Raw genomic sequence first — 24950 nt, 5'->3', positions numbered from 1 at the left:
AGAGCGTGCGGCGGTCCTCGGGCGTGGCGTCGAGGATCTCCTCGATCTCCTCGCGGAAGCCGAGGTCGAGCATCTCGTCGGCCTCGTCGAGCACCGCCGCCTTCAGGCCGCCGATCTGCAGATTGCCGCGCTCCAGGTGGTCGCGCAGGCGCCCCGGCGTGCCGACGACGATGTGCGCGCCGTTCTCCAGCGTCGCGAGCTGCCCGCGCAGGGGAACACCGCCGCACAGCGTCACCACCTTGATGTTGTCGTCGGCGCGCGCCAGGCGGCGGATCTCGGTGGTTACCTGGTCGGCCAGCTCGCGCGTCGGGCACAGCACCAGCGCTTGCACGCGGGCGATGGCCGGGTCGAGTCGCGACAACAGGCCCAGCCCGAATGCGGCGGTCTTGCCGCTACCAGTGCGGGCCTGGGCGATCACGTCGCGGCCTTCGAGGATGGGCGGCAGGCTGCCAGCCTGGATGGGTGTCATCGCCGCGTAGCCGAGATCGGCCACGCCTTGCAGCAGCGCGGGTTGCAGTCGGAGAGAGGAAAATTCAGTCATGCGCGATTGTCGCATGAAGCGCTTTGACGGCTGGCTCTAGCCGGGCCATTGCTACCCAGGCTCAGAACCGCGGGTGGCTCAGCTGCAGGAAAAACGCCGAAAGCACCTTCGGATCGATCAGCACGGTGAACACCACGCCATACGCCGCGCCCCAGAGGTGCGCACTATGGTTCACGTTGTCCTTGCCGCGCCGGTCCATGTAGATCGAATACGCGGTGTACAACACGGCAAACACGATTGCCGGGATCTTGATCGCCATGTACAGATAGATCGACGACCACGGATCGCGCAGGATGAAGGCGAACAGCACCGCCGACACCGCGCCGGACGCGCCGAGGCTGCGGTATTCGGAATTGCCGCGATTCTTCAGGTAGCTCGGCAGGATCGAAAGAATCAGCCCGAGCACATAGAAAAGCACGAAGCCCAGTTCGCCCAGCCGTTGATCGTAGAACGGCTCGACAGCACGCCCGAAGAAATACAGCGTGAGCATGTTGAAGAACAGATGCTGGAAGTCGGCGTGGATCAGGCCGTAGCTGACCAGGCGATACCAGTCGTTGTCGCGGGAAATCGCCGGCGGCCAGAGGATAAGGGCCTCGCGCATCGACGTCTGATTGAACGCGAGGAACGAAATCGCGCAGGTAATGGCGATGATGATCAGAGTGGACGACAGCATGCTTGACCTTGTTCCGCGTGGCGGCCGGAAATTTCCGGTCGCGTATTCAAGCACACAGGCGCGTCGCCCTGCACTTCAACTCATCAGCTGATAAGGGCCGCCTTTTTCCAGCGCCCGCTGATAAGCAGGCCGGGCATGGATGCGCGCGAGCCAGTCCATCAGCTTCGGGCGGCTGGCGTCGAGGCCGCCACGCGATGCCGCGGCTTCGAGCGGAAAACTCATCTGGACATCGGCAGCGCTGAACTCCGCGCCGGCGAACCACGCCGACTTGCCCAGCTCGCCTTCCATGAAATCCAGATGCGTCTTTATCTGTGGACGAACGAAGGAATCCATCACCTTGTCGGCGATCGCGCGCGCGATCGGCCGCACGAAAAAAGGTGCCGGCGCCGAGCGTACCCGCGCGAAGATCAGGCTCATCAGCAGCGGCGGCATCGCCGAGCCTTCCGCGTAGTGCAACCAATAGGTGTAGCGCAATCGTTCCGGTGTCCCTGCTGCCGGCGCAAGACGACCTTGGCCATATTTGTCGACCAGGTACTCGACGATCGCGCCCGATTCCGCCACCGTCTGCCCGTCGTCGGTAATCACCGGTGACTTGCCCAGCGGGTGCACCGCGCGCAGTGACGGCGGTGCCAGCATCGTCACGGCGTCGCGCTCGTAACGCTTGATCTCGTAAGGCAGGCCCAGTTCCTCGAGCAACCAGAGCACGCGTTGCGAACGCGAGTTGTTGAGATGGTGGACGACGATCATGGTGAAAACCCTGCGTGGACGAATCGACAAGGTACGCCATCACGCCATGATTTGGATGCAACCCACGTCGCCGGCCGGAAACCCGCTACCCGGCAGCAAGGGATCAGTCCACGCGCATCCGCGTGATCTGCTCGTCCTTGTCGCGCCACACGCCATTCATCCACTGCTGGAAGCGCGCGCGAAAAGGCCTGTCGCTCTCGTAATCGCCAGCGAGGAATTCGGCGGGAATTGCCCGTTGCCGAACCTGCACGCGCACCTCGGGAACGCGATTGGCCATCAGATCGAACATCGTCGGTTTGCCGCCCGGATACACCAGGGTGACGTCAACGATCGAATGCAACGCGCTACCCATCGCATCAAGCACGAACGCCACGCCGCCAGCCTTGGGCTTGAGCAGGTGCGCGAACGGCGACAATTGCCGCGCGTGCTTTTCCGGCGTGAAGCGCGTGCCCTCGACGAAGTTCATCACCGACACCGGCATGTCGCGGAATTTTTCGCAGGCGCGGCGCGTGGCGATGGTGTCCTGACCGGCGAGTTCTGGACGCTTGGCCAGCATTTCCTTGCTGTAGCGCTTCATGAAGGGGAAATCGAGCGCCCACCAGGCCGGACCCAGCAGCGGCACCCAGATCAGCTGGCTCTTGAGGAAAAAGCGCAGGAAAGGAATGCGACGGTTGAACACTTTCTGCAGCACCGGGATATCGACCCAGCTCTGGTGGTTGGCGAACACCAGGTAATGGCCGTCGGTCTTCAGATCCTCCAGCCCCTCGATCACGAATTTCGTGCGCGTGAACAGGCCGAACAAAGCGCTGTTCACCGCGATCCAGCTTTCCGCCAATCCGACCAGCACGTGATTGCACGCGCGCCGGAACGCCGGCAGCGGCAACAACCATTTAAAAAATGCCACGACGAACAAGGGCAGCGTATGCGCCAACGTGCTGAGCGCGATCAGCAGAGCGACCAGAGGCAGGCGGAGAAACAGGGGCAGGAAGGCGAACATGGACACGGGTCCTGACGATGCAGCGGCGATTATCGCCCGAAGCCCAAGGATTTTTCTTCCGCTGATGGCGCTTGCACAATCGCGGCCTGCATTCAAGGCAGCTCGCAACGGCCATCGCGACAGGCCTGCGCCTGTTTCTGCGCACGCCTCGCCGCCCAGCGCAGCAGCAGATCGAAAGCATTGGTGAAGCCAATCCGCGACAAGCCCATGCGGTGGTCCGCCACCCACGGATACAGTCGATCCCAGAGCGGCCGCAACCAACGATTCGACCACAGCTGCGCCATCGCTTCGATACCGACTTCACGGTACGCGAGCACGAAGACATCCATGCCGATGAACCAGCGCCCGGCCGCATCGCGGGCATGGATCAGCCGCATCATGTCGGCCCTGGCGATACCGGCGCGAGCCGCGTCGATATCGGCGAAATCCACGTCGGAGCAATCCACCAGGTGCAGACGATCGTGCTGGTCGTAGTCCTTGATCGCATGCATTTCCTTCGTGCACAGCGGGCAGCCGGCATCGTAGAAAATCGTCAGCGGAAAACGGGCAACGACAGCGCTCATTTGCCGCCGCCATCGCGCAGCAGTTTCTGGATGCGGCTGCCGAGCTTCATTACCTGCATCAAGGTCGACGGCTCCAGCCGCAGCATTTCCTCGCCCCAGGCCGACATCGTGGTCATCAGCGTCAACGTCTCCTTGATCCGCAATTGGGTGTTGCGATCCTCGCGGGAAAATGCCGGATCGGCCACGCAATCGCCGAGCACCGCGATGGTCGGATCGAATTCGCGCGACTTGCGCTCGCGCGTCACCGTGCGGAACAACTCCCAGACGTCCTTGCCGGTGTCGTAGTGATCGCGACGATCCCCGAGCAGGTGCACCACCTTCACCAGGTTGTAGCTGAGCAACTCGCGCAGGCTGTTGCTGACGTTCGAACGCGCGACCACCAGGATCTCGGCGATTTCATCGGCCGGCATCGGCCGCCCGGAAAGAAACAGCAGCGCGTGGATCTGCGCGACGGTGCGGTTGACGCCCCAGCGCGAACCCATTTCGCCCCAATGCAGGACGAAACGCCGGCTCACGGGAGTCAGGCGGTCGGCGGCGGTCGGGTTGGAAGCAGGGATCGGATCGATGCTGCTCATGGTGGGATTCCCGCGAATCTGCGCTTGCCCGGATCGTATTTTGGTCATATATTTCTGTCAAGACAGAAATAACTGACGAGAGTCGCAGGCAGTCCATGGATCAAGCCGACCTCCCTCATGCGCGCCGCGCCGTCGTCCTGGTCCTGGGCGGCTCCGGCTTTATCGGCCGGCATGCGGTCACTGCTCTGCTGGTGCGGGGCGCGCAAGTCATCATCGGCAGCCGCCAGCCCGGACGCATTGATCGCAAACTGCCCGAGGGCGCCCTGACCTGCCTACGCCGGCAAGCCCGGCTTGAAGAACTGCAAACGCCTGACGATTGGGCCGCCGCGCTCGAAGGCGTCGATGCCGTAGTCAACTGCGTCGGCATCCTGCGTCAGCGCGGGCGCGAAACCTATCAGCGTGTCCACCACCACGCGCCCGCAGCGCTTGCCGAAGCTTGTCGGCAACGCCAGCTGCGGCTGATCCACGTGTCGGCATTGGGACTGAACCATCCGGCGCGCAGCCGTTTCCTGCGCTCAAAAGTCGATGGCGAAGCCGCGTTGCGTGCCAGCGGCGCCGATTGGCGGATCGTCCGGCCGTCGTTGCTTGATGGTGACGGCGGCTATGGCGCGCTGTGGATCCGGCGCGTCGCGCACTGGCCGATCCAGTTGCTGCCGGCCGATGCCGTCGGCCAGATCGCCGCGCTCGATGTCGGCGAACTCGGCGAAGCCCTCGCCCATCTCGCGCTGCGCATCGAAACGACAACACCCGACGATCGTGATCGCGAATTCGATCTCGGCGGACCCGACCAGCGCACCCTGTCCGACTACATTGCAGCGATCCGCCGCCTGCATCACGACAAGCCCGCGCGCTGCCTGCGCGTGCCCAGCCTGCTCGCGCGCCTGGGTAGTCACGTCTGCGACCTGCTGCACTGGACGCCGTTTTCATTCGGCCATTGGGAGCTGCTGCGCCACGACAACTGCCCGCAGCGCAATCGCCTGCCGGAATTGCTCGGCCGCGCCCCGCGCGCAATCGGTGCGGCGCCCGCAGGCTCGGGCATGGCCGCGACTCCATCCATTCACGGCGATCATGAAGTCGCGGTCATGCCCGCCCCCATGGGCGAATGACCTCCCCAACCATCCTCACTATTCCCCACGCGCATCCGCAGGCATCATCGCGCTTCCACACGACCAGGCGCGCCCATGATCCGTCCTCTTTGTCTCGCGTTGACGCTCGCCCTCGGCGCCATCGCCAGCGCCCACGCCACCGATGCACCGCTGAGCACCGTGGCCGAACGCTCGGGCTTCCTCAAGACCGGCCGCTATGACGAAGTGATCGCGCTCTGCGCCGCGTTCCAGAAGACATATCCGGACGCCGTGCGCTGCATCGATTTCGGCCGCACGCCGGAAGGCCGACCGATGAAAGCGCTGATCGTCTCGCGCAGCGGCGCTCTTACTGCCAAACAAGCAAGCGACCGCGGCCTGCCAGTGCTGCTGATCCAGGGCGGCATCCACGCCGGTGAAATCGATGGCAAGGACGCCGGCTTCCTCGCGCTGCGCGAAGCCCTCGAGAGCAAGGCCGCGAAAGGCGCGCTGGAAAAACAGGTGCTGATCTTCGTGCCGGTGTTCAACATCGACGGCCACGAACGCTTCGGAAAATGGAATCGCCCGAACCAGCGCGGCCCCGAGGAAATGGGCTGGCGCACCACCGCACAGAACTACAACCTCAATCGCGATTACGTCAAAGCCGACGCGCCGGAAATGCAGGCGATGCTGCGCCTGGTCAATCAATGGGATCCGCTCGCCTATATCGACCTGCATGTCACCGACGGCGCCAAGTTCCAGCACGATGTCGCGATCCAGGTCGAACCGGTCAATTCCGGCGACCCGGAATTCCGTAGGGACGGCCTGGCATTGCGCAGCGCGGTGATCGCCGATCTCAGCGCGCAGGGTTCGCGGCCGGTAGCGTTCTATCCCTCGTTCAACGTCGGCGACGATCCAAGCTCCGGCTTCACCGACGGCGTCGCGACGCCGCGTTTCTCCACCGGCTACTTCCAGTTGCGCAACCGCATGGCGATGCTGGTCGAAACGCATTCGTGGAAGGACTACCCGACCCGCGTGCGCATCACCCACAACACCATCGTCTCCCTGCTCAACCAGGTCGCGACGCACGGTGCGAGCTGGCTCAAGGATGCGCATGCCGCCGACGCGCGCGCGATGACGCTGGGCGGGAAAAACGTGGCACTCGACTACGTCGCTTCCGACAAGGTCCGCGATATCGATTTCCTCGGCTACGAATACACGCGCACGCTTTCGGATATTTCCGGCGCGCTGATGACGCGTTACGACGAGAGCAAGCCGCAGGTCTGGCACGTCGGACTGCGCGACGACATCCATCCCGGCACGCAAGTCATTGCGCCGGAGGCCGGTTACATCGTCCCCGCCGCGCACGCCGCCTGGGTCGGCGAAAAACTCCGGCTGCATGGAATTTCTTTTCGCGCAATCACCGGTCCGCTGCACAAGGCCGATGTCGAAACCTATCGCGCCAACAAAACCGACATCAGTGGGCAATCCGTCGAAGGCCACCAGCGCGTGAATGCGCAGGGCAGTTGGAAACCCGAACAGCGCGAGATCGGCGCAGGCGCCTTGTTCGTGCCGATCGCGCAGGCGAAAGCGCGGCTGGTGATGACCTTGCTGGAACCGCAGTCGGGCGATTCGCTGGTCGCCTGGGGCGAATTCAACAATGCCTTCGAGCAGAAGGAATACATGGAGGACTACGTTGCCGAGGACGTCGCGCGCGAACAACTCGCCGCCGATCCCGCGCTCGCTGCCGAATTCAAGCAAAAACTCGCCAGCGATCCGGGCTTCGCCAAGAGTCCGGCGGCGCGCCTGCAGTTTTTCGCGCGCCGGCATTCGTCCTGGGACGAGCGCTACAACCTCTACCCCGTGCTGCGCACCGCCACCGCGCCGCGCTGACGCATGAAGACGCAACTCGGACACTACGGCATCGTCGCCGAACTCGGTCGCGGTGGCATGGGCGTGGTCTACAAGGCGTTCGAGCCGTCGCTGGATCGCTACGTCGCGATCAAGGAATTGTCGGCGGCGCTGTCGCACGATCCCGCGCTGGTCGAACGCTTCGTGCGCGAGGCGCGTTCGATGGCCGCGCTCAACGACCCGCACATCATCCAGATCCACTACATCGGCCAGGAAAACGAACAGGCGTATTTCGCCATGGAATTCGTCGACGGCGAAAGCCTGTCGACCCTGATCGAACGCGAAGGTCCGCTTGCGACAAGCGATGCGCTGAACCTGCTGCGCCAAGCCGCGCTCGGTCTCGCGACCGCGCACGAACACGGCGTCATCCACCGCGACATCAAGCCGGGCAACCTGCTGCTAAGCAAACGCGGCCAGCTCAAGATCGCCGATTTCGGCATCGCCCTCACCCAGCGCGACCTCAGCAAGAAACTCACCGCGACCGGCGACGTCGTCGGTACGCCCGGTTACCTGTCGCCGGAAGTCTGCCTGGGCAAGCCGGTGGACGAGCGCTCGGATCTGTTCGCGCTCGGTGTCGTGTTGTTCGAGATGCTCAGTGGCCGCCTGCCGTTCAATTCCGAAAGCCCGTTCAAGCTGATGCTCAGCGTGGTCGAGTCGGACATCCCCGATATCCGCACGCTCAATGCCAAGGTCGATGACACAACCGCGGAAATTCTCGGCAAGCTTCTCGCGAAAGAACCGGCCGCTCGTTATCAAAGTGCGAGGCAGTTGCTGGCCGCGCTCGCCGCGCATCCGTTGATCCAGCAAGGCGGCGACCTGCAGGTGCAGGCGCGCCAGCCCAGCGCTGCAGCGACGATGCTGGCGACACCGGGCCTGGCCAAAGCCGCGGCGCCATTGCCTGCGACTTCACTGGCGACGCCGAGCCCGCCGGCAACGCTTCCCGCGCAGGCGACGCAATCGACGCAGGCGATGTCGGAAAGAAAATCGCCGGGCAAAACTCTGCTTTGGGCTATTCCCGCAGCGCTGGCCGTCAGCGCACTCATCTGGACGCGATGGCATTCGACGACCGAAGTGCCACGGCCCGATGCGCTACCGGAAAATACGAGCGTCGCGACAACAGCGGCCGCGACGATTCCGGCAGTCGTCGCGACGAATGCTGCATCTCCAGCACCAACAGCGACCAAGGTCGAAACGCTGCCCGCGCCCACGAGCACGGTTTCGAAGCCCGTCGCGACGCCTGTGCCTGCGGCGGTTTCGCCTCCAGCCGCCGCGCCGACGACGAAGCCCGAGGTAGCGAAGGAAGAAAAAGCGAAGCCGTCCGAAGCGATGGAAAAATACGGCAACGTCTATGTCGGCGAGCACAACGAAACCGTCTCCGTCGCGCAGGTGGCTGGTAGTGATGTCGTCTACATCAAGATCGAGGGCGTCAACAATCCGCTCGACGGCCAGGTGATCCGCACCCAGGTCCGTCCCGCCGCCTATGAAGGCAAGGATTATTTCTTCCAGCATGACGGCAGTGACTACGTGATGCTGGTGATGCGCAAGCGCTATCCGGAAAACACCATGCTGGTCGAGTTGTACCTGCCCGGGCTCGGTGGCGACGGCGTCAAGCTGGCTTACGACGCGGAACAATCCCGAAAACTCGATACGGCGGCGCTGCGCGGGGAATATCACGCGGGGCGTTGATATTTCGATGAACTCGCCTAGGCATACAGCACATGTGCTGCGGGTCGCTGCTATTTAAATTGGCCGCTCCCGCGAAACTGGAAGCAGTTTCAGCGGCGAAGCCGCCCACCAAAAACTCGCCGGTCTGTCTACCGTCATCCCCGCGAAGGCGGGGATCCAGTGACTTGGCTCTTTGATCGTTTCTTCTGAAACACTGGAAAGCAAAGACACTGGATCCCCGCCTTCGCGGGGATGACGAAATCCCATATGCTTTTCCCGCTCACCGCTCACCGCTCACCGCTCACCGCTCACCGCCCACCACCTCAACAATTCAAATACTTCCAGTTCCGCACCTTGCCCTCGGCCAGCCACTCGATGGTCTGCGCGAGGCGGCGTTCGCGGGTCTCGGGGCGTTTGGCTTCGGCCAGCCAGTCGGTGTATTCGCGACGGTTGCTCGGGCTGAAAGCATCGAACGTCGCCTGCGCCTTGCGATTCTTCTTCAACGCCGCCAGCAGATCCTCGGGCACGACCGGTGCCGGTTTCGGCGTTGCAGCCTTGCTGCGGCGCGGTGTCTTCACGCCCTCCTCGTTGAGCTTCATCGCCTGCTTGATGTAGCCGGCGAGAATCTTATTCGAAGGCAGATCGGACAATTTGACGATGCGCCCGAACTGTCCCATCGCCTTGTCGTTGTCGCCCTCGGCCACCACCAGCTCGCTCTTCCAGAAGCCGAACGTGCAGTGCTGCTTGAACGCCGCCATGCCACAGAGAATGCCGTGGTGCATGAAGGTGGGCATGCTCCATTTCAGCGTTTCTTCCACGTCCGGGCAACCGGCATGCACGCGTTCGCGCAGATGAACCAGAATCGGGCGGGCGAATTCGGCGGCGTTGGCGATATAGGCATCGACACGCGGATCGAGCTTGGCCATGCGTTTTCCTCCGGATCAGGCCGATACGATCAGATCATCGTATTCGGGGTGCCGCTTGACGAAAACCGCAGCATACGAGCACGCCGGCAGCACTTTCCAGCCGGAGGCGCGCGCGGCTTCGAAAGCGGCCGTTGCAAGATCGGCAGCGATGCCGCGGCCGCCAACTTCCGTGGGAACACCCGTATGTGTGATCGTCATCACCTGCCCCTGCAACCTGTACTCAAGCACGCAGAGCTGGCCGTCGACGACGACCTCGAAACGGCTGGCCGCCGCATTGTGCTGGATCGAAAAACTCATGCGCTCTTCCTCCCATGGAATCGTGACACTCGCGACGGCCCGATCGACCGTCAGGGCGCAGCTTAATCCGAAACTCCGGCGTAGCATGACCCGCAGTGGGCCGCTCGGTCGCAATCGAACAAGCTGAACAAGCTCGACCGCCGCAGACTTGCCGTTTTTCCGCAGTGCTCGCGTTGCCTTGATCGAATCCCTGCATGGAACACCGCCATGACCGACTATGTCCTCACCGCCCGGCGCACACGCAACGGCCAATACAGCAACGACCCTGGCCCCACCGGCTATCTGTTCGTTCCGCCGGGCGCCGCGCCCGCGCCCGCGCATGCCGTCGCCGCACCGCTCTGGACGAAACAGATTCGTCAGGCTGCCACCTGGGGCGTGGACGCGCGCACTGGTCACCCGCGCGGTGACATTCTGGTGTTCGTGCACGGTTTCAACAACTCGCCCGACACCGTCATCAACCGGCACCGGCAGCTGCAAACGGATCTGCACGGCATCGGCTTCAAGGGCGTTATCGTCTCCTACGACTGGCCCAGCGCCTCATCGGCGTTCAATTATCTCGACGACCGCCACGATGCCAAACAGACCGCGATGCGCCTGGTCAGCGACGGCATCGCGCTGTTGGCGAAACTGCAGACGCCCGACTGCAGCATCAACATCCATATTCTCGCGCATTCGATGGGCGCCTTCGTGGTGCGCGAAGCCTTCGACGACGCCGACGATACTCGTCTGGATCGCAACGATTGGGTGGTCAGTCAGATATGCCTGATCGCCGGTGATGTTTCCTCGGGCTCCCTTGCTGCCGGAAATTCCAGCAGCGATTCGCTGTACCGGCACTGCGTGCGCCTGACCAATTACTACAATCGCAATGACGGCGTACTCAAGCTGTCCAACGCCAAGCGGCTTGGCGTTGCGCCGCGCGTTGGCCGCGTCGGTCTGCCGGACCAGCCCGGCCCGCGCGCGGTCGATGTGGATTGCACGGCATATTTCGAACGATTGCAGAGCTCGGCCGCTTTGCGCCAGCAGGAGCAACTGGCGACGCCGGGCTCGTTCGAACACTCCTGGTTCTTCGGCAATCAGCGTTTCGTGCGCGACCTGTTCGACACGCTCAAAGGCGACCTGAGCGCGCGCGACATCCCGACGCGCATTCCCGGCGTGCAGCCTTGGCAGACGCAGTTGCGCGCCGATTAATCTGCGCTTTCCGCCTGACTGGCGTCTTGGTCGTGATCGCCGCGAAAGGCACTGGGTCCCCGCCTACGCGGGGACGACGGGCAAGATCTTTCCACTCACCACTCACCACTCACCGCTCACTCCCGCAAAGCCGCAACGCCACCCGACTTCAGGTCCCCGGTCCGCAATCCATGGCGTCGCGCGCTGGCGCGGGCTTGCGCTTGAGTTCGCGGCGCAGATCCTTGAGCGCGGTACGCAGGCCTTCCTCGATCACCGGATGATAGAAAGGCAGGTCCAGCATCTGCTGCACGGTGAGCTCCTGCGCGATCGCCCAGGCGAGGAGATGCGCGAGATGTTCCGCCGCTGGCCCCAGCAACTGCGCGCCCAGCAGGCGACCGCTGCTGCGATCGCCATAAAGCCGACCGAGACCGACGTTTTGCGCGATCACGCGGCTGCGGCCCTGATCTGCGAACGAGACTTCGCCAATCGCCGTCTGCGCGGGATCGCATTCCGACAACGACGCCCCGACTACGGCGAATTGCGGTGAGGTGAAACCGATCGCCAGGCGCGGCGTCCGCCGATGTGTCGCAACCTCGGGAAAGCGCGCGGCGTTTTCGCCGGCGATGCGGCCCGATTCGGTCGCCTCGTGCAGCATCGCGCGCTGGCCATCGACATCGCCGGCGAGAAAAATCGCACTTTCGCCGCAACGCATCGTGGCGGGGTCGAAGGTCGGGACGCCATGCGCATCCAGCGCGATGCCGGCTTTCGCAAGATCCAGCGCTTCCAGCCGGGGTCTGCGGCCGGTCGCGACCAGCACGTATTCGAAACGTTCGTTGCGCGCCGTGCCGCCGGCATCATGCCAGGCGATGTCCACACCAGCCGCATCATGCGACAGCGGCTGCGCGTCGGTAGAAAGCTCACACGGCAATGATGCGGTGAACAACTTCGTCGCGAGCGCGGCGATCACGGCATCGCCGCCCGCGCCCAGGCTCGCACTCCGGTGGAAAAGCCGCACGCGCACACCGAGGCGATGCAAGGCCTGGCCGAGCTCGAGCCCGATCACGCCGCCGCCTACCACTGCCAGCGAAGTCGGCAGGGTCGGCAGTTCGAACAGCGAATCGGTGGTCAGCAGGCGATCACCGATATCGCGAAAGGCGTCCGGCACGAACGGCGCGGAGCCGGTCGCGATGACGATGCTTTTCGCCTGGATGCCGACGTCCCCGACGCGCAGGGACAGCGGCGCTTCGAAACGCGCATGGCCGGCGAGCCGCTCCGTCTCGGGAATCTTCGCCACCGAAGCCAACACGCCGCCGACAAAGTAGTCGCGCAGCGACTGCACGCGCCGCATCACCGCCGCCCCATCGACTGCGACGTCACCGACGCGAATGCCGAAGATCCCTGCCTCCGCGATGCCCTGACGACTGTCGCCGGCAGCGATCAGCAACTTGCTGGGCATGCAACCGACGCGGGCGCAGGTCGTGCCGTAGACACCACCTTCGATCATCAACACCGAGGCGGTGAGTCGACGCGCCGACGCATGCGCCGCCAGCCCGGCACTGCCGGCACCGATGATCGCGACGTCGACGCGACGCTCAGTCATTCACAGCACCGGCGAAAGAACCATGAGCAGACCGAAGATCGACGCGCCCCAGATCAAGGTACGCAGATAGGGAATGCCAGCCGCGTACACCGGCACGAACGCGACCCGCGACCAGAAATAGATCTGTGCGCCAAGCGCGCTGTGCGGCGTGCCACGCTGGGTGATCGTCACTGCCAGCACCGCGACCGCGAAGAACGGAAACGTCTCCAGCAGATTGCGCAACGCACGATCAAGGCGGCCACCGACGGCAGTCAGAGGTTTCGGCGCGTCATCGCGGGCGCCGACGTTCCAGGCAATACCTCGGGTATGCGTCGAGATCGATGCACTCACGGCGATCTGCACCAATCCCAGCACCACGGTCCACAGCAACATTTGCAGTTCGGTGGTCATGCGTCTATTTCCTTTTGTTATTGAACAACAAGCGAGGGGCTGCGATGCGACCTCGGCAGGACGATGCCACGATGATCCGCCTCAACCGCAGGTGATGCCCAGCACGATGTTCTTGCCATCCACGCGTACATCCACGCGTTCGGCATTGAATTCCATGGTCACCATTTGTCCGGGCTTGATCACGCGGACGACTCTTGCACCGCTGATCTCGCGCACTTTCGCCAGCAATGAGGGTTCAGCGAATTTTCCGATGGCCCAGGCGGCGCGCGATTGCTCGCAGGTCATGGGCTTTGTCGCTGGCGGGGGCTCGGTCGCGATCGGCGGCGAGCTCGCACAGGCTGTCAATATCGATGCCGCGATCACCACTACGCCAATGCCGATCAAGCGCTTTGCCTGGTTCTTCATCGCTGGTTCTCCGGAAGCGAGCGGTGGATACGGGCGCGCCGAGACACGAAGCGCAGCGGCGAGTGTCGCCAGCAATGCCGGCCCTGTCCAGTCGCGACGATGTCCCGCCGAACCCGGTCTGCACCGGACTTCCCGTTTCGCGCCACAAAAGGCACTCTGCCCACTTTCCGGAGATCATCGCGATGCGCCTGCCCCTGCTGCTGACTTTCCTGCTCGCCCTCGCCGCCTGCACGACGGCATCGCCGCCGCCCGGTGGCAGCGTGGCCGAACTCAAGCTCGTCGACGAAGTGGTCGGCACTGGTGCCACCGCCGATGCCGGCATGGATGCGGTGGTTCACTACACCGGTTGGTTGTACGACGAAAAAGCCAAGGATCACCGTGGGCAGAAGTTCGACAGCTCGCGCGATCATGGCGAGCCCTTCACTTTTTTCATTGGTGGCCGCCAGGTGATCCGTGGCTGGGACGAAGGCGTGATCGGCATGCGCGTCGGCGGCAAGCGTGTATTGCTGGTGCCAGCCGACTTTGCCTACGGCAGCGATGGCGCCGGCGATGGCCTGATTCCGCCGAATGCCTCGCTGGTGTTCGAGATCGAGTTGCTGGAGTTGCGCAAGCGCTGAACCCTGCCGCGCTCACTCCAGCGAGAGCCGCAGGCCGCTCTCGAACTGCCGCGTCACACCGCTGAGCGGATCGACGAACTCCAGCCCCTGCGCCAACAACTGCAGTGGCGCACTGAAGTCATCGGCAGCGCGTGGTAGCACGCGCGGATAGAAATCATCGTTGACGATGGCCGCACCCAGCGCAGCCATATGCAGACGCAGCTGATGCTTCTTGCCACTGATCGGCGAGAGTGCATAACGCCAATGCGCGCCCATTTTCTCGATCACTTCGATGCGCGTCTCGGCATTGGCCTGACCATCGATTTCCTGGCTGAGGAAAAAGGGCTCGCCGCGCACGATGCGCGTGCGGCGCACTTGTGGAAATTCCGAATTCGGCAAGCGTGGCGCAATCGCCTGGTAGCGCTTGCGTATTTTCTGCTCGCGAAACAGAGCCTGGTAGCGCGATCGCGTCGCAGGATTGGCGGAAAACAACACCAGCCCGGCGGTACCGCGATCGATGCGATGCAGCGGCACGAGATCGGGGTTGGCCAGACGGCGGATCAGGCGCACGAGAAGCGTCTGTTCGACATAACTGCCCACCGGCGTCACCGGCAGGAAATGCGGCTTGTCGGCGACGACGAGATCTTCGTCGGCATGCAATATCGTTTCCAGGAACGGGATCACCACTTCGTCGGCGACCTCGCGGAAATAATGCACACGCAGGCCGGGTCGATACGCACTCTCCGGCGTCAGCGCGTGACCGGACGCATCCAGCACGCGGCCGCGCTGCATCCGGTCCAGCCATTGCTCGCGAGGGATCGCAGTGAAGTGAGCGCACAGGCAATCGAGTACCGTCGTCCACGATCCGGGCGGCAATTGCAGCGTGCTGGCGGCGAGGCCGTCGAGTGTGGGTGTGGGATTGGACAATGCGATGATTCGGGAATGGGGAATGGGGAATGGGTAGACGGGAGTCTTGTCAAAAGTCTTTTTGGGAAAAAGATTCCGTCATCCCGGCGAAAGCCGGGATCCATGTTGCTCGTGTGAAAATCAAAATGGATCCCGGCTTTCTTCGGGATGACGACTCCCCTCAATCATCGCTTCGTGGCTAGAGTAACCCCTTCCGATTCGGACGCCTGCATCCATGCCCCACCCTGCTCCGATCTACATTCTCGCCAGCCGCTGCCCGAGTTGTGGTGCTGCCAAGAGCCGCGCCTCGGTCACCGCTTATGTCTACTGCGATTTCTGCGGAGCACTCGCCGACTACGATTTCCGCAGGGCCTGCGAACAGCCGCAGCAGATGCCCGGGCCGGTCTACCGGAACCTGGTCGCGGCGCTGCAGAAGAAAACTGCCGCCGCGCTGGCCGCGGGCGACCGCAGCGCCCATCGCGAGTTGCAGGTGAAAATCTACGAAGCCTGGGTCGATGCCTGCCCGAGCGCGGTGCCGCCGCGCGTGCGCGATGCCGAGTACCGCCGCGCGTATATCGCCAATCTTGCCGATGCCGGCACGTTCGCGGCCTTCGATCCGGAATCGATCGCGCTCAGCGAGCGCATGAATGCCGCCGTGACAAAACTGCAATGGGAGGCGGGGACGATTGGTAAACCCGCGCGCGTGCGCGCCGGCAGTTTCGAACCAGTACTGGAAACCGTTCTGGCCAGCCTCGACCACGCGCTGTCCGATGCCGTGCAGGCGCAGATATCGCCGCAACCCGATGCTGCCTCGCCAGCATTGCAAAAACGCATGGCGCAGGCGATGTTCGTGCAGGGCTGGCTGCCCTACCTCGACGAAGCGAGCGCGCACAAGCTACTCGATCGCACCGGGCTGGCGCAGGAATACCTCAGCGTGGCTCCGGTCGAGGGCAAAGGCGGCATCTGCGGCCACTGCCAGGCGCCGATTGCGATCCTGCCGGGCGCGCGCCGCAGCGTCTGCGACCGCTGCGGCCATCAATTGCGCCTGGATCGACCCTTGACCTGCGATGGCTGCGGCAGCGTGCTTCTGCTCGATGGCGGCGGCGCGGCGGTCAACTGCCCATCCTGCCAGCGCCGCATCGAGCGCATCGCCGTGCCGTTCACCTGGCCGGGCGTTGCAACATGACCTCGTCCGACTAGAATCGGCTTCCCGTCGCCGCTTTTCCCAAAGCAGCCACCCTTCGTCACAAGGAGCGCGTCATGAGCATTCTCGATCTGGTCAAGGGCCAGCTGCTGGAAATCATCGAATGGACCGACGATTCCCGCGACACGCTGTCCTATCGCTTCCCCGATGACGACAAGGAAATCAAGAACGGCGCGCAGCTCATCGTGCGCGAGTCGCAGAAGGTGCAGTTCGTCGCGGCCGGCAAGTACGCCGACCTGTTCGAGCCGGGCAAGCACACGCTGACCACCGAGAACATTCCGATCCTGTCCGACATCCTCGGCTGGAAATACGGTTTCAAGTCGCCGTTCAAATGCGACGTCTACTACGTCAACACGCGGCTGTTCACCGGCAATAAGTGGGGCACGTCCAACCCGGTGATGATGCGCGACAAGGATTTCGGCGTGGTCCGCCTGCGCGCCTTCGGCACCTTCGATTTCCATATCGTCGACGTGCCGAAATTCCTCAAGGAAGTCGCTGGTACCGATCAGAATTTCCGTCTCGACGAATTCGCCGACACCATGCGTTCGCGCATCGTCAGCGTGTTCACCGACGCGCTCGCCACCGCACAAGTGCCGGCGCTCGATGTCGCCTCGCGTTACAGCGAGATGGGCGACGCGCTGCTGCCGATCATCAACCCTGCGGTGACCAGCAAGTACGGCATCGAGATCACCAGCTTCCTGCTGGAAAATGTTTCCGTGCCGCCGGAAGTCGAGCAGGCGATCGACAAGCGCTCAAGCATGGGCGTGATCGGCAACCTCAACGACTACGTGAAATACCAGATGGGCCAGGCGATGACGCAAGGCGGCGATGCCGGCGCGGCCGCGACGATGCCGGCGCAGATGGCGATGGGCTTCGGCATGGCGCAGCAGATGATGCGCGACATGCAGCCCGGCGCTGCGACACCACCACCGGTGCCGGCAGCAGCTCCAGGCGCCGCGGCCGCAACGCAGGCGCTTGATGTGCTCACGCCGGAACAGGCCGCAACCACGCTCGGCGTCTCCGTTGAAGACGTGATGGCTTCGATCACTTCGGGCGATCTGAAGGCGCGCAAGATCGGCAACGCCTATCGCATCGCCAAAACCGCCCTCGACGAATTCCTACGTGGGTGAGCGGGGATTTCGAGTGGCGTCAGCCACGAGCCCGCGAACGCACGTCGGCATGCAAGCCGGCGGGCCGGACATGCGGGGAATTCGAGTGGCGCCAGCCACGAGCCCGCGAACGCACGTCGGCATGCGAGGAAGCTGAGTAGCTATGGAAAATGCGAGCACCATCGGCAAGCATCCCTGCCCGGAATGCGGCGGGGATCTGCAATGGGATGCGGCCAAACAATCGCTGGCCTGCCCTTACTGCGGCACGCTGGTGCCGTGGTCGCCGGCGGAACAGGCCGATGCCGGCACGATCCAGGAACTCGATCTCGCCGCGGCGCTGCAAAATCCGCAGGTCGCGCGCGACTGGGGTGATGAGCGCCGCGAGGTTCAGTGCCAGAGTTGCCATGCGATTTCGGTGTTCGTCGATGGCAAGGTCGCGCAACGCTGCGAGTTCTGCGGCTCGCCATCGATCATCGCGCACGAGAGCGCGCGCGATGCGATCACGCCGCAGAGCCTGCTGCCGTTCAAGATCAGCGACGGCCAGGTCCGCGACCTGATACGCAAATGGTACGGCTCGCGCTGGTTTGCGCCGGATCGGCTTAAAACCGCCGCGCTCACCGACACCTTGCGCGGCATCTACCTGCCGTACTGGACCTTCGACGCGCACGTGCAGGCGAGCTGGACTGCCGAGGCCGGTTACTACTACTACGAAACCGAGAGCTACACCGACAGCCAGGGCCGGTCGCAGACACGCGAAGTCCGGCACACGCGCTGGGAATCGGCCAGCGGCGACCTTGCGCATTTCTTCGATGACGAACTCGTCGCTGGTACCGTTGGCGTGCGCGAAGATCTGCTACGACAGATCGAACCTTTCCCGACGCTCACCGACCTCAAGGCCTATTCACCGGAATTCGTGCGCGGTTGGACGGTAGAGCGCTACCAGGTCGACCTGCGCAAAGCGTCCGAACTCAACCAGCAGGATATGCAGGCGAAGACCGAACAGCTGTGTTCGGCGGAAGTCCCCGGCGACACCCAGCGCGGCCTGCAGGTGCAGGCGCAATACCAGGGCCGCACCTTCAAGCACATCCTGGTGCCGGTCTGGCTGGTCAGCTACACCTACGGCGCGCGCAGTTTTCAGGTCGTCGCCAACGGCTACACCGGCACGTTGGCGGGCGAACATCCGCGCAGCTGGGTGAAGATTTTCTTCGCGGCGCTGGCGGCATTGATCGTGTTGTCGATCTTCCTGTTCGCGTTCGCGAATTCGGACTAGGGCGACGACGCGCGCCGCTGCCATGAAAATCCAATTGCAAGCCCAGCGCGAGATCGCCGCCCCGGCGATGGCGGCCTATCTGTTATGCATTGATGCAAAGCGCTTTCCGTCCTTGTTCCATGGTTGCGGCCCGATCTCGGCGATCCGCGAAGTCACACTGGACGCGCCGCTGGCTATCGGCAGCACGCGCCGCATCCACAACGCCGACGGTTCGGTGCTCAGCGAACGCATCACCGCGCTCGATCCACCTTCGCGCCACGCCTATGTGCTTAGCGGATTCACCGCGCCGTTTTCCTGGCTGGTGAAACTCGGCGAAGCGGATTGGCGTATCGCCAATACGGAAACGGGCGCGGGCATCACCTGGAACTACACGTTCACGCTGAGCTCGCCGCTGGCCTGGCCGGTCTGCCTGCCACTGCTGAAAATATTCATGCAGGGGGCGATGCGTCGCTGTTTGGATGCGATGGCAAATACACTCGAAGGAAAGAACTGATGGAACGCTGGATCCTGCTCGGCATGGCGCCGGTATTCCTGGGATTCGTAATCTGGGAGGCGTGGTACTGGCATGGCAAACGCGCCGTCTACACGCTGCGCGACACGCTATCCAATGCCGCGCTGGCCTTGATGCATCAGGGTGCCGATGCCGTCGCCTGGCTGCTGGTGATCGGCATCTATTACGCGATCTACCAGCACCGTCTGTTCGACCTGCCGGCCTCGGCATGGACGATCGTCGCCCTGTTCGTTGCGCAGGATTTTTTCTATTACTGGTTCCATCGCGCCCACCACCGCATCCGCTGGATGTGGGCATCGCATGTCACGCATCACTCGTCGGAGCGCCTGAATTTTTCCACGGCGTTCCGACAGAGCCTCACCTATCCCGTCTCGGGCATGTGGATTTTCTGGCTGCCGCTGGCTTGGCTCGGGTTCGAGCCGAAGAACATCGTCGCGGTGGTCGCGATCAATCTCGGTTTCCAATTTTTCGTGCACACCGAAACCGTTGGCAAGCTCGGCTGGCTGGAATATGTGTTCAACACGCCTTCGCATCACCGCGTGCACCACGCGCGCAACCCCAAGTACATCGATCGCAATTACGCCGGCGTGCTGATCATCTGGGATAAATTATTTGGCAGCTTCGTCGAGGAAGACGAAGCGGTGCCCTGCGACTACGGCATCGTCAAACCTATTCACTCGCACAACCCGATCACGCTCACCTTCCACGAATGGGTGGCGATGTTCACCGACGCAGCAAGGCCGCAACCGCTGCTGTCGCGCCTCAAGCAGATGTTCGGGCCGCCGGAGCGGGCGTATTCGGAAGTTGCGCAGCCTGCGCTATCGATGCGGGTAGAAGATGAGGAAGCGAAGATATCGGGATGATCAATCGGGCAGGTCAATAAAATCGAAGAAAATAAAACCGGCCCGTCGTCCCGGCACAAGCCGGGACCCATGTTGATTTTCGCAAGAGAAAAATGGGTCCCGGCTTGCGCCGGGATGACGGGACACATTTTTCACCGCAGAAAAATCAATCCCCATCCTCCGCCGCTTCCCTGCCCTGCTGACGGATGATCGCTTCCTCGCGGGCGTCGTTGATCGCCCACATCACCGCATCGACATCGACGGCCGCGTCCGGATCGACAAACAACCCCGTGAGCACGCTGTCGGGCTTCAATTCACCCTTCTCGAACAGCGCCCACATTTCTTCGGCGTAACGCGTGGCCAGTAATTCGGGCGCGAAGCGCGCGAGACTCGCGCTGAGGTTGTTGACGTCGCGGATAAGCATCGCGCGGGCGGCATTGTTGCCGGCGGCGCTGACCACCTGCGGAAAATCAATGATTACTGGGCCGTCGGGCGCGACCAGGACGTTGTATTCGGAAAGATCGCCGTGGATCAGACCGATGCAGAGCATGCGCACGACCTGGCGGATCAGGAAGCGATGGAATTCGCGCGCTTCCTCGGCCCAGAGTTCGACTTCGCCCAGCCGCGGTGCCGACTGGCCTTCGTCGTCGGTGACCAGCTCCATCACCAGCACGCCGTTGAAATAGCCGAACGGCTTGGGCACGCGCACACCGGCGGCATCGAGCTTGTACAGCGCGTCGACCTCGGTGTTCTTCCAGGCCGCTTCCTGTTCCTTGCGGCCGAACTTGGTAGCCTTGCCGATCGCGCGCGCCTGCCGGCTGCCGCGCACCTTGCGCCCTTCCTGGTATTGCACCCGCGCCTGGAAACTGCGGTGCGCCATGTTCTTGTAGACCTTGGCGCAGCGCACCTCGGCACCGCAGCGCACGACGTAGACCGCCGCTTCCTTGCCGCTTTTCAGGGGTCTGACTACTGCGTCGATGATGCCGTCGTCGATCAGGGCTTGCAGGTCTTTGGGCGCTTTCATTGGTTCCGGAGTGACTGTCGCATCCGGCAAGGATACGGGCCGGCGGCGGATTCCCGAAATCTGGGCCGTTCAGCGGCTGCCACTGAAAGCCCGGATCAGGCCTTGTTCTTGCTCTGCCAGCGGATCTCGACGCCGTTGCGGCTGTCCTCGATCAGCGCCGCCAGCCGCCGCTCGCGCGTCGCCGCCTGCTTGGCGCTGATCACTTTCCACACCGCCTGCTTGCGATACCAGGCCGGCCGCGCCTCGAATGCCGCCCAGGCTTTCCTGTCCCTCTTGAAGCGCGCAAGTTCCTCTGCCGACAACTCACCCTCTTCGTTCTCATACGAATACAACTTGGTGCGATGCTGCCCGCGCGCAAACGCCGCCTCGCCCGCCGGCGCCACCAAACCTGCCTCTTTCAACACCGCGAACCGCGCGATATTGACCTGACTCCAGATGCTCACCGGCTTGCGCGGCGTGAAACGAATGCAATAACTGCGCGCATCGATCGACCGCCGCACGCCATCGATCCAGCCAAAACACAGCGCCTGATCCACCGACTCCGGCCAGGTGATCGACGCCTCACCGGAACCCGTTTTCCAGAATCCGACGATCAGCTCGCTCGCAGATTCGTGGTTGCTCTGCAACCAGCGGCGAAACTCGGCGGGTGTGGCGAAGAAGTGTGGTGACATAGGAGAAATCGATTCGCCGAAGGAGCTGGGCTCAGTGTCTTGCTGGTGACTATGCCTTGAAAGCTCGGCCATCGTAGGAGCGCTCATGAGCGCGACGGCCACTGCCGCCATGTCAAAGCAATGCGGTGCCTGCCTCTCGCCAACTCAGGTTCCGTACAAGGTGATGAAAAATAGCGCACACCTATAGCCAAGCACGATGGCCGCTACCGCGAGCGACAGCAGGGCTGCTTTCGCAATCCGCTGAGCCCCTGCGGCACCGTAGACCGGGAGTATCGCCAGGTAAATGTAGCCAGCGCACGCGGCGAGATTTACGACGCTTAGCACGTCGTCCACCATCGGAGCCTCGAGTCCGCCAAAGCCTGACAATGCACTCAACTTGGCCGCAAGGAGGGCAACACAGAAAAGCAGCAAGAGAAATGTATAGAGGTGCAGCGAGAAGATCACGTGCGTCATGAAGGGGCGTCGTTCACGTACGAAGACCAACTGCAGCAGCATTGCGAACGGCAAGGTCATCAGGAGAATGAGCGACTTCGCGTTCAGCACGACGGCGCGGTCAAAAATCGGCTCGTACTGGGCGAGGGTTCCGTGAGTGGCCTCAAGTCGGCGCGACAGCGACGCCTGGGCCAAGTCACTCCAATCCTGGTGGTGAAGATGCGAGTCAAGCGACGAACTGAAGACGTTTTCACCGGTCGCCCACTGCACCGCGAAGAGGAGAACGTTGGCGATCAGAAATAATTGGAACGGCGCCACGTACGGCTTACGGATGCCGCCGATCCACGCCAACGTGAGTTCGCCCGGATGGCGCAAAAGCATTCGGGCCGATCTTGCGGCGCGCGCATCGATATTCGTAAAGGCATGAATTATCTTCGCGATGAGGCCGCGCGCGGTGAGATCGGATGGCGTAAGCAGTTCTTCGCCGCACCGACCACAGAATGGCGTTCTCACCATGACCTTGCAGGTGGGGCACGTCCAAGACGTCTTGTCGGCCATGGCGACAACCTCGTGGTTAGTGGGCCATGAAAGCAAGAGTGCCACGAGAACGGGGTCAGGTTCACTTCTTGCGGACGCCTTACGCTGTAAGTGAACCTGACCCCGTTTTGCTCACCCCATTTTTCTCCGTTTTGATTACTACTTGCCGGAGCACTCGGACAGCGCCTTTCGAGCCAGGCGCGCCGCAGCTGGGTTCGAAAGATCGTCCATATGCTTAAATACATCCAAAGCGTCGCAATTTCCTTGCTCAGCACTCAAACGCAGCCAAAAGTATCCCTCCCCTGCATCGCCGCCATAAATGAAGTCCTGCGCAATTTTGAATGAGGCATCGCCATCGCCTCTCAGCGAGAGTGATCTGAACTTAGAGAATTGCTCCACGGAAAGCGAATACCTTTCGTTCATATCGTAATAGGTCTTCTGCTGAACCGTGCCACGCTCCACTGACTTGCAAGATGCTAGGAACAGCAGAGCCATAGAAATTACAAAAACGGCTCTCTTCATAACTTCCTCCAATAGCAGAGAACGAGGTCAGGTTCACTTCTTGCGGACGTCTTACGTTGCAAGTGAACCTGACCCCGTTTTGCTCACCATTTTGGCACTAGTACTTTGCTACGATCTCGCACCTGATCAACCCTCTCGCAAGTCTCCACGCCTCTTTTTCTGCAACTTGATCATCGCTCTTGAACTCGAACCACAGCCGCGAGCCTTCATCGGAATTTAAGGATTCGACGCTTAACACTCTAGTTGAGTCGTACTCGCCTTCAAAGAAGCGCTTGGTTGGATCGCTTGCTTCCGATTGTTCAAGCTTTATCCCCGGCGGCCCGACAGTCTTCCCGGCCATAAAAGATATCTTATGCGCCTGATCGTTCTCCACGAACACATACTCGCCGTATGAGAATAAGACATCCCTGCGAGTGGTATATGTCCCATGAGCGGCAAACTCTTTCGGCAAGCAAATTCCGTAACGGTCGCTGATAACAAGCAACCCTTTGCTCTTTGGTTCCTTAAGCTCGGCGTGCGATTCGACGATTAATGCGGACTGCGAGCGACCTGCAGTCCCACTTATGGTCTCCCGGGAGCACGATGCTGCCAACAGTGCGGCCACGAGATATACGGAGCTGCGATATTTCATGGCTTGCATCCACATTCCGAGAGTCCGTCTACAGAACAGGGGGCAGAGTACTGCTAAAAAGCGTACTCCGCCCCCTGATGATCAAGCAAACAAAAAGGCCGCTTTCGCAGCCTTTCCTGTTTCGAACAACGCGATCAATCCTCGGCAACATCACGATGCCTGGCTCGCTTCGCCAACAGCTCCCTGACCCGTCGCGCGATCCGCCACCCCGCCAACGCCAGTGGTATCGCTTTCACGATCCAACCAAAGCGCGAGGATGAAAGGAAGGCAGCGGCGGCACCAAAACCACCAGCACTGCCGCCAAGCAATCCGAGCAATGCCGGCACGCGTTGCAGGTGCGAGACGGGGTCGCGGAGTTCACGAAGATTCGCGACCATTTCCAGACGGTGCGTTTCTGCTTCGAGACGCAGCAGACGTTTGCGCAGGTCGCGATGCGATTGCCGCGTCTGTGCGCTCATGGCAGCAGGCGCTCGCGGTCGCGACGCAATTCTTCGCGGGTCATCGCGAAGGGTTCGGGGCCGTGCTTGACGCCGTACCAGGCCGCGCCGAGGCAGGCGAGCGCGAGCACGATGAAGAACGCGAGCAGGCCGAGCACCGCATACAGGCGATGCGCTTCATCGACCATCAGGATCACCGCCAGCGTCACGGTAAGCAGGCACAACACGATCGCACCAGCGCCGACGATCACCAGCACGAGCGTCTTGATCAGACGCTCGCGGGTTTCTTCCAGCTCGATGCTGAAAAGGCCGAGATGCGATTGCATCAAGCCGAGGAAACTTGCAGCCAATCGCTGCAAGGGCCCCGGCGGCGCTTTCTTGATCTCGTCGTCGCTCATGCGGTGTCAGCCGCGGCGATCAGCGACGGGAAACGAGCAGACCGACCAAAAATCCGATGCCGGCGGCGACGCCGACCGACTGCCAGGGATTGTCGTGCACGTAAGTGTCGGTAGCCTTGGCGGCGACCTTGGCCTTGTGCGTGACCAATTGCTCGGTTTCGATCAGCTTGGCTTTCACGTTCTGCAGATTCGCAGTGATGCGTTCGCGCAGCGCCGACGCCATCTCGCCGCTTTCGTTGGCGACATCCTTGAGCATGGCCTCGGTATCGGCCAGCACATCCTGCAGATCGGCCATCAATTCTTCCTGATCGGCGTTCTTCGACTTAGCCATCGCACTTCTCC

The 24950-nt window shown here is 62.5% G+C and carries 30 protein-coding genes; 10 read left to right on the top strand and 20 right to left on the bottom strand.

The annotated features are described in order from the left end of the window. The 6 genes from VKM35_RS04935 to VKM35_RS04910 form a co-directional block, all read right to left on the bottom strand. A partial coding sequence (locus tag VKM35_RS04935) for a DEAD/DEAH box helicase (RefSeq protein WP_324318960.1) occupies window positions 1–541 on the bottom strand: 541 nt, incomplete at its 3' end. Window positions 542–602: 61 nt separating this feature from the next. Next, window positions 603–1211: a rhomboid family intramembrane serine protease gene (locus tag VKM35_RS04930; protein ID WP_324318964.1), complete on the bottom strand. Its 609-nt coding sequence runs from the start codon at window positions 1209–1211 to the stop codon at window positions 603–605. A gap of 78 nt (window positions 1212–1289) precedes the next feature. Continuing rightward, on the bottom strand, window positions 1290–1961 hold the full coding sequence (locus VKM35_RS04925; RefSeq protein WP_324318958.1) for a glutathione S-transferase: 672 nt from the start codon (window positions 1959–1961) through the stop codon (window positions 1290–1292). A 103-nt stretch (window positions 1962–2064) separates the two neighbouring features. Next, on the bottom strand, window positions 2065–2958 hold the full coding sequence (locus tag VKM35_RS04920; RefSeq protein WP_324318956.1) for an acyltransferase: 894 nt from the start codon (window positions 2956–2958) through the stop codon (window positions 2065–2067). A 92-nt stretch (window positions 2959–3050) separates the two neighbouring features. Next, complete coding sequence (locus tag VKM35_RS04915) at window positions 3051–3521, bottom strand: DUF393 domain-containing protein (RefSeq protein ID WP_324318954.1); 471 nt, start codon at window positions 3519–3521, stop codon at window positions 3051–3053. Then, window positions 3518–4096 (bottom strand): GbsR/MarR family transcriptional regulator, encoded by a 579-nt coding sequence (locus VKM35_RS04910; RefSeq protein ID WP_324318952.1) that lies wholly within the window; start codon window positions 4094–4096, stop codon window positions 3518–3520. Before VKM35_RS04910 ends, VKM35_RS04915 begins: the two co-directional genes overlap by 4 nt. A gap of 95 nt (window positions 4097–4191) precedes the next feature. On the opposite strand from VKM35_RS04910, the gene VKM35_RS04905 reads away from it, so the two are divergent. The 3 genes from VKM35_RS04905 to VKM35_RS04895 all read left to right on the top strand — a co-directional run bounded on the left by VKM35_RS04905 (window position 4192) and on the right by VKM35_RS04895 (window position 8754). Next, window positions 4192–5202, top strand: a complete 1011-nt coding sequence (locus tag VKM35_RS04905) for an NAD(P)H-binding protein (protein WP_324318950.1) — start codon at window positions 4192–4194, stop codon at window positions 5200–5202. Between the two features lie 75 nt (window positions 5203–5277). Then, on the top strand, window positions 5278–7050 hold the full coding sequence (locus tag VKM35_RS04900; RefSeq protein WP_324318949.1) for a M14 family metallopeptidase: 1773 nt from the start codon (window positions 5278–5280) through the stop codon (window positions 7048–7050). A gap of 3 nt (window positions 7051–7053) precedes the next feature. Continuing rightward, window positions 7054–8754 carry a serine/threonine-protein kinase gene (locus tag VKM35_RS04895; RefSeq protein ID WP_324318946.1) on the top strand — a complete coding sequence of 567 codons (1701 nt, stop codon included), beginning with the start codon at window positions 7054–7056 and terminating at the stop codon, window positions 8752–8754. A gap of 302 nt (window positions 8755–9056) precedes the next feature. Here the strand turns inward: VKM35_RS04895 and VKM35_RS04890 are convergent, their stop codons facing one another. Beyond that, on the bottom strand, window positions 9057–9659 hold the full coding sequence (locus VKM35_RS04890; RefSeq protein WP_324318944.1) for a YdeI/OmpD-associated family protein: 603 nt from the start codon (window positions 9657–9659) through the stop codon (window positions 9057–9059). 15 nt (window positions 9660–9674) lie between these two features. Beyond that, a complete protein-coding gene (locus VKM35_RS04885; protein ID WP_324318942.1) occupies window positions 9675–9956 on the bottom strand; it encodes a GNAT family N-acetyltransferase in 282 nt (93 codons plus the stop codon). A gap of 207 nt (window positions 9957–10163) precedes the next feature. Here VKM35_RS04885 and VKM35_RS04880 point away from each other — a divergent pair, with 207 nt between their 5' ends. Next, window positions 10164–11144, top strand: coding sequence for an alpha/beta fold hydrolase (locus tag VKM35_RS04880; RefSeq protein ID WP_324318940.1), 981 nt, complete (start codon window positions 10164–10166; stop codon window positions 11142–11144). Window positions 11145–11292: 148 nt separating this feature from the next. Here VKM35_RS04880 and VKM35_RS04875 read toward each other — a convergent pair whose 3' ends face one another. From VKM35_RS04875 to VKM35_RS04865, 3 genes are all read right to left on the bottom strand, one after another. After that, window positions 11293–12723 (bottom strand): dihydrolipoyl dehydrogenase, encoded by a 1431-nt coding sequence (locus VKM35_RS04875; protein ID WP_324318938.1) that lies wholly within the window; start codon window positions 12721–12723, stop codon window positions 11293–11295. Next, window positions 12724–13113 carry an MAPEG family protein gene (locus VKM35_RS04870; protein WP_324318936.1) on the bottom strand — a complete coding sequence of 130 codons (390 nt, stop codon included), beginning with the start codon at window positions 13111–13113 and terminating at the stop codon, window positions 12724–12726. 81 nt (window positions 13114–13194) lie between these two features. Next, window positions 13195–13518: an I78 family peptidase inhibitor gene (locus tag VKM35_RS04865; protein ID WP_324318934.1), complete on the bottom strand. Its 324-nt coding sequence runs from the start codon at window positions 13516–13518 to the stop codon at window positions 13195–13197. Window positions 13519–13700: 182 nt separating this feature from the next. Here VKM35_RS04865 and VKM35_RS04860 point away from each other — a divergent pair, with 182 nt between their 5' ends. Next, window positions 13701–14135 (top strand): FKBP-type peptidyl-prolyl cis-trans isomerase, encoded by a 435-nt coding sequence (locus VKM35_RS04860; protein WP_324318932.1) that lies wholly within the window; start codon window positions 13701–13703, stop codon window positions 14133–14135. A gap of 12 nt (window positions 14136–14147) precedes the next feature. Here the strand turns inward: VKM35_RS04860 and VKM35_RS04855 are convergent, their stop codons facing one another. Further along, window positions 14148–15041: a pseudouridine synthase gene (locus tag VKM35_RS04855; RefSeq protein ID WP_324318930.1), complete on the bottom strand. Its 894-nt coding sequence runs from the start codon at window positions 15039–15041 to the stop codon at window positions 14148–14150. Between the two features lie 214 nt (window positions 15042–15255). Between VKM35_RS04855 and VKM35_RS04850 the strand changes: the two genes are divergently transcribed. The 5 genes from VKM35_RS04850 (at window position 15256) to VKM35_RS04830 (ending at window position 19977) form a co-directional block, all read left to right on the top strand. Then, window positions 15256–16206 carry a hypothetical protein gene (locus tag VKM35_RS04850; RefSeq protein WP_324318928.1) on the top strand — a complete coding sequence of 317 codons (951 nt, stop codon included), beginning with the start codon at window positions 15256–15258 and terminating at the stop codon, window positions 16204–16206. A 74-nt stretch (window positions 16207–16280) separates the two neighbouring features. After that, window positions 16281–17354 carry an SPFH and helix-turn-helix domain-containing protein gene (locus VKM35_RS04845; RefSeq protein ID WP_324318926.1) on the top strand — a complete coding sequence of 358 codons (1074 nt, stop codon included), beginning with the start codon at window positions 16281–16283 and terminating at the stop codon, window positions 17352–17354. Window positions 17355–17496: 142 nt separating this feature from the next. After that, window positions 17497–18603, top strand: a complete 1107-nt coding sequence (locus tag VKM35_RS04840) for a hypothetical protein (protein ID WP_324318924.1) — start codon at window positions 17497–17499, stop codon at window positions 18601–18603. A gap of 22 nt (window positions 18604–18625) precedes the next feature. Continuing rightward, on the top strand, window positions 18626–19096 hold the full coding sequence (locus VKM35_RS04835) for an SRPBCC family protein (protein ID WP_324318922.1): 471 nt from the start codon (window positions 18626–18628) through the stop codon (window positions 19094–19096). After that, window positions 19096–19977 carry a sterol desaturase family protein gene (locus VKM35_RS04830; protein WP_324318920.1) on the top strand — a complete coding sequence of 294 codons (882 nt, stop codon included), beginning with the start codon at window positions 19096–19098 and terminating at the stop codon, window positions 19975–19977. The genes VKM35_RS04835 and VKM35_RS04830 overlap by 1 nt, the downstream gene beginning before the upstream one ends. 145 nt (window positions 19978–20122) lie before the next feature. Here the strand turns inward: VKM35_RS04830 and VKM35_RS04825 are convergent, their stop codons facing one another. From VKM35_RS04825 to VKM35_RS04790, 8 genes are all read right to left on the bottom strand, one after another. Then, window positions 20123–20980 (bottom strand): PA4780 family RIO1-like protein kinase, encoded by an 858-nt coding sequence (locus VKM35_RS04825; RefSeq protein WP_324318918.1) that lies wholly within the window; start codon window positions 20978–20980, stop codon window positions 20123–20125. Window positions 20981–21075: 95 nt separating this feature from the next. Next, window positions 21076–21723 carry a YdeI/OmpD-associated family protein gene (locus tag VKM35_RS04820; RefSeq protein ID WP_324318916.1) on the bottom strand — a complete coding sequence of 216 codons (648 nt, stop codon included), beginning with the start codon at window positions 21721–21723 and terminating at the stop codon, window positions 21076–21078. Between the two features lie 72 nt (window positions 21724–21795). Continuing rightward, window positions 21796–22641: a DUF3667 domain-containing protein gene (locus tag VKM35_RS04815; RefSeq protein WP_324318914.1), complete on the bottom strand. Its 846-nt coding sequence runs from the start codon at window positions 22639–22641 to the stop codon at window positions 21796–21798. 138 nt (window positions 22642–22779) lie between these two features. Beyond that, window positions 22780–23142, bottom strand: a complete 363-nt coding sequence (locus tag VKM35_RS04810; RefSeq protein WP_324318912.1) for a hypothetical protein — start codon at window positions 23140–23142, stop codon at window positions 22780–22782. A gap of 97 nt (window positions 23143–23239) precedes the next feature. Beyond that, entirely contained in the window at window positions 23240–23773 is a 534-nt protein-coding gene (locus VKM35_RS04805) for a hypothetical protein (RefSeq protein WP_324318910.1), read from the bottom strand. Window positions 23774–23907: 134 nt separating this feature from the next. After that, entirely contained in the window at window positions 23908–24231 is a 324-nt protein-coding gene (locus VKM35_RS04800) for a hypothetical protein (RefSeq protein WP_324318908.1), read from the bottom strand. Beyond that, entirely contained in the window at window positions 24228–24608 is a 381-nt protein-coding gene (locus VKM35_RS04795; RefSeq protein ID WP_324318906.1) for a phage holin family protein, read from the bottom strand. The genes VKM35_RS04800 and VKM35_RS04795 overlap by 4 nt, the downstream gene beginning before the upstream one ends. A 19-nt stretch (window positions 24609–24627) precedes the next feature. Beyond that, window positions 24628–24939, bottom strand: coding sequence for a DUF883 family protein (locus tag VKM35_RS04790; RefSeq protein WP_324318904.1), 312 nt, complete (start codon window positions 24937–24939; stop codon window positions 24628–24630). Window positions 24940–24950 lie beyond the last annotated feature (11 nt).

Source organism: Arenimonas sp. (assembly GCF_035312645.1).
Taxonomy (GTDB): Bacteria; Pseudomonadota; Gammaproteobacteria; order Xanthomonadales; family Xanthomonadaceae; genus Arenimonas.
Note: the sequence above shows the minus strand (reverse complement) of the source record. Positions and strands in the feature narration are given on the sequence as shown.